Annotated in this window: 4 protein-coding genes; all 4 read left to right on the top strand. The window is 68.7% G+C overall.

Annotation, left to right across the window (positions count from 1 at the left end; genetic code table 11):
- The first annotated feature begins 191 nt into the window (after nt 1-191).
- Nucleotides 192-668: a hypothetical protein gene (locus Q7A36_RS39440; RefSeq protein WP_305109256.1), complete on the top strand. Its 477-nt coding sequence runs from the start codon at nt 192-194 to the stop codon at nt 666-668.
- On the top strand, nt 665-994 hold the full coding sequence (locus Q7A36_RS39435; protein WP_305109255.1) for a hypothetical protein: 330 nt from the start codon (nt 665-667) through the stop codon (nt 992-994). Before Q7A36_RS39440 ends, Q7A36_RS39435 begins: the two co-directional genes overlap by 4 nt.
- Nucleotides 995-1,333: 339 nt before the next feature.
- Nucleotides 1,334-1,882: a transposase gene (locus Q7A36_RS39430; RefSeq protein WP_305109254.1), complete on the top strand. Its 549-nt coding sequence runs from the start codon at nt 1,334-1,336 to the stop codon at nt 1,880-1,882.
- Nucleotides 1,822-2,252: IS1595 family transposase (locus tag Q7A36_RS39425; RefSeq protein ID WP_305109257.1), on the top strand; the 431-nt coding region annotated here is incomplete at its 3' end. The genes Q7A36_RS39430 and Q7A36_RS39425, both read left to right, overlap by 61 nt.

The raw sequence follows: 2,252 nt of genomic DNA, 5'->3' as shown, positions 1-2,252 counted from the left end.
TCGGGGCATCCCCTCCGATCCATGGATCTGACCTCCGGTTGCGGTGACTTCTACCGCAGCCGTCTGTCTCATCGAACCGTGCCGCACCCCAGATTACAGTGGTTTCGGCATGCCCTGATCCTTGTCGAATTGCCTTTCTTCATGTCGTCCGTGCCCGATAGCGTGTCGTCTTCGCTGCACGGATGGTCAGCATGGCCAGGGGCGGGGGTGAGACGGTCCGGCGTCCGCTCGACATTCCCGAGGCGGATTGGCAGCGCGCTGTCGGCCGCGCGCGGGTGATCCGGCCGCTTGCGGCGGCGCCCCGGGTATCACAAGCCATGCTGCTGCGGGCAGCCGCCGAGCTTGATCTCGGGGTGCGGCAGATCCAGCGATTGCTGCGCGCCTGGCGGGCGGAGCCGGTGGCCACCACGCTTCTGTTCGCCCGCCCGGGGGTTGCCCGCGGCACGCGCCGCCTGCCGGCGGCGGCGGATCGGCTGGTGGAGCGGGCGATCGACGGCTTCTACAAGACGCGCGAGCGGCCGCGCCTGACGGCGCTGCTGCGGCAGGTACGGCACGACTGGGGATCGGCAGGTCCCGCCCAATCGCATGAGGCACCCGCCGAGCCGGAGGAGGCCCGCGTGCCGATGCCGACGGAGGAGGACATCGCCGCCTCGGAGTTCCTGCCATGAACGGCGGAGCCTATGCCCACCTGCACCCAGAGGTGCGAGCCGCTGCCGACCTGCCGGACGAGCAGCGGATCGAGTGCATCCGTGCCGAGCGCTGGATCACCCATTTGATGGCAGCAACGGCGCTCGCGCTGCTGCAGGAGGTGCTCGACCAGTCGCCCCGGGAGCGGATGGAGGGGCAGGCGGCGCGGCAGTTTCGGCCGCGCTTCCGCGGGCTGCGCCTGCTCCGGCTGAGCCTGCCGGTGGCCCACCTGCCGCAGGCCGAGCGCCTCGCGGCGCGCTGGCCCGAGACGCTCCGCACCGCCTTCTGTCAGGTCGATCGGGACTGACCGGGTGGTTGGTTGCTCTTCGGCAGGCCAGGACCCGCCCTATAGCCCCGCTCCCTCGCGCACCGTGCCTTCTTCCTTGGCGGATGTCGCGGTTACGAGTTCATGCGACGAGGAGGCGCGTCATATCGGCTGCTTGCGGTGCGCCGAGATGATGAGACTGGCGCGTGCATCATGCGACTGGGCCCTCGTTGATACGACTCGCTTCACCTGAGGCTCTTGATGGGATCCGGGGTGATGGGCTCAGGCCCGGGTAGCGTGCCTGGGGCCGGTCTGGGATGATGCGCGGCGACGGGGCGGCGACGGGGCGGCGAACCGGCCCTCCCCAGGAGCGTCGGCATCATGGCTGCACCAGATTTGGTCAACCTCTCGGCGCTGATCGACGATGCCAAGTGCTTTGCCTTGGTGCGCCAGCACCGTTGGCCGGAAGGGGTGCACTGCCCTGCCTGCGGCAGCGGTGGCGTGGTGCGAGACGGCTTCGACGAGACCCAGGCGCATCGGCAGCGGTATCGGTGCAAGTCGTGCACGCGGCGCTTCGACGACCTCACTGGCACAGTGCTGGCCGGCCATCACCAGCCGCTGCGGGTCTGGGTGCTGTGCCTGTACTTCATGGGGCTGAACCTCTCGAACCGCCAAATTGCTCAGGAGCTGGGCCTCGACGGGTCCGATGTGCAGGCCATGACCGAACAACTGCGCAGCGGCCTGGTCGCCAAGACCCCGCCCGTGCGGCTGGAGGGCGACGTCGAGATCGACGAGGTCTACGTCGTGGCCGGACACAAAGGCCAGCCTGCGGCGGTGGCCAAAAGGGGCGGCCTGGACGCCGCCGCAGACTGGCGGGAGCGCCGGGCCGCGGCACGCTGGAGAAGGACAAGCCGCCAATCCTCGGCCTGATCCAGCGCGGTGGTCAGGTGGTCATGCGCATGCTGGCCAATGTGCAGCAGAAGACGATCCAGCCGATCATCGAGGCTGCCGTCATCAAGGGTGCCCGCGTCCATACCGACGAGTACGACATCTACGCCCGCCTGCCGGTCTGGGGTTATCGGCACGTGACGGTCTGTCACGCTCGGGGCGAGTATGCGCGCGATGACGATGGCTTCTGCGAGATCCACGTCAACACCATGGAGGGAACGTGGTCTCTGCTACGCTCCTGGCTCCGCCCGCACCGGGGCATCTCGCAAGAGAAGCTGCCGCTGTATCTCGGCTTCTTCGAGTTCGTGCACAACGCCCGGCGCCGCGGCAAAGCCCTCCTCGGCGCTCTCGT

Origin of the sequence: Paracraurococcus lichenis, from assembly GCF_030657435.1 — a bacterium.
Taxonomy (GTDB): Bacteria; Pseudomonadota; Alphaproteobacteria; order Acetobacterales; family Acetobacteraceae; genus Paracraurococcus; species Paracraurococcus lichenis.
This window is presented reverse-complemented; position numbering and strand designations above follow the sequence as displayed.

Excerpts from the sequence above, each read along its gene's own strand:
- Q7A36_RS39440 (WP_305109256.1), top strand. The coding sequence starts at position 192 with ATGGCCAGGGGCGGGGGTGAGACGGTCCGGCGTCCGCTCGACATTCCC.
- Q7A36_RS39435 (WP_305109255.1), top strand. The coding sequence starts at position 665 with ATGAACGGCGGAGCCTATGCCCACCTGCACCCAGAGGTGCGAGCCGCT.
- Q7A36_RS39430 (WP_305109254.1), top strand. The coding sequence starts at position 1,334 with ATGGCTGCACCAGATTTGGTCAACCTCTCGGCGCTGATCGACGATGCC.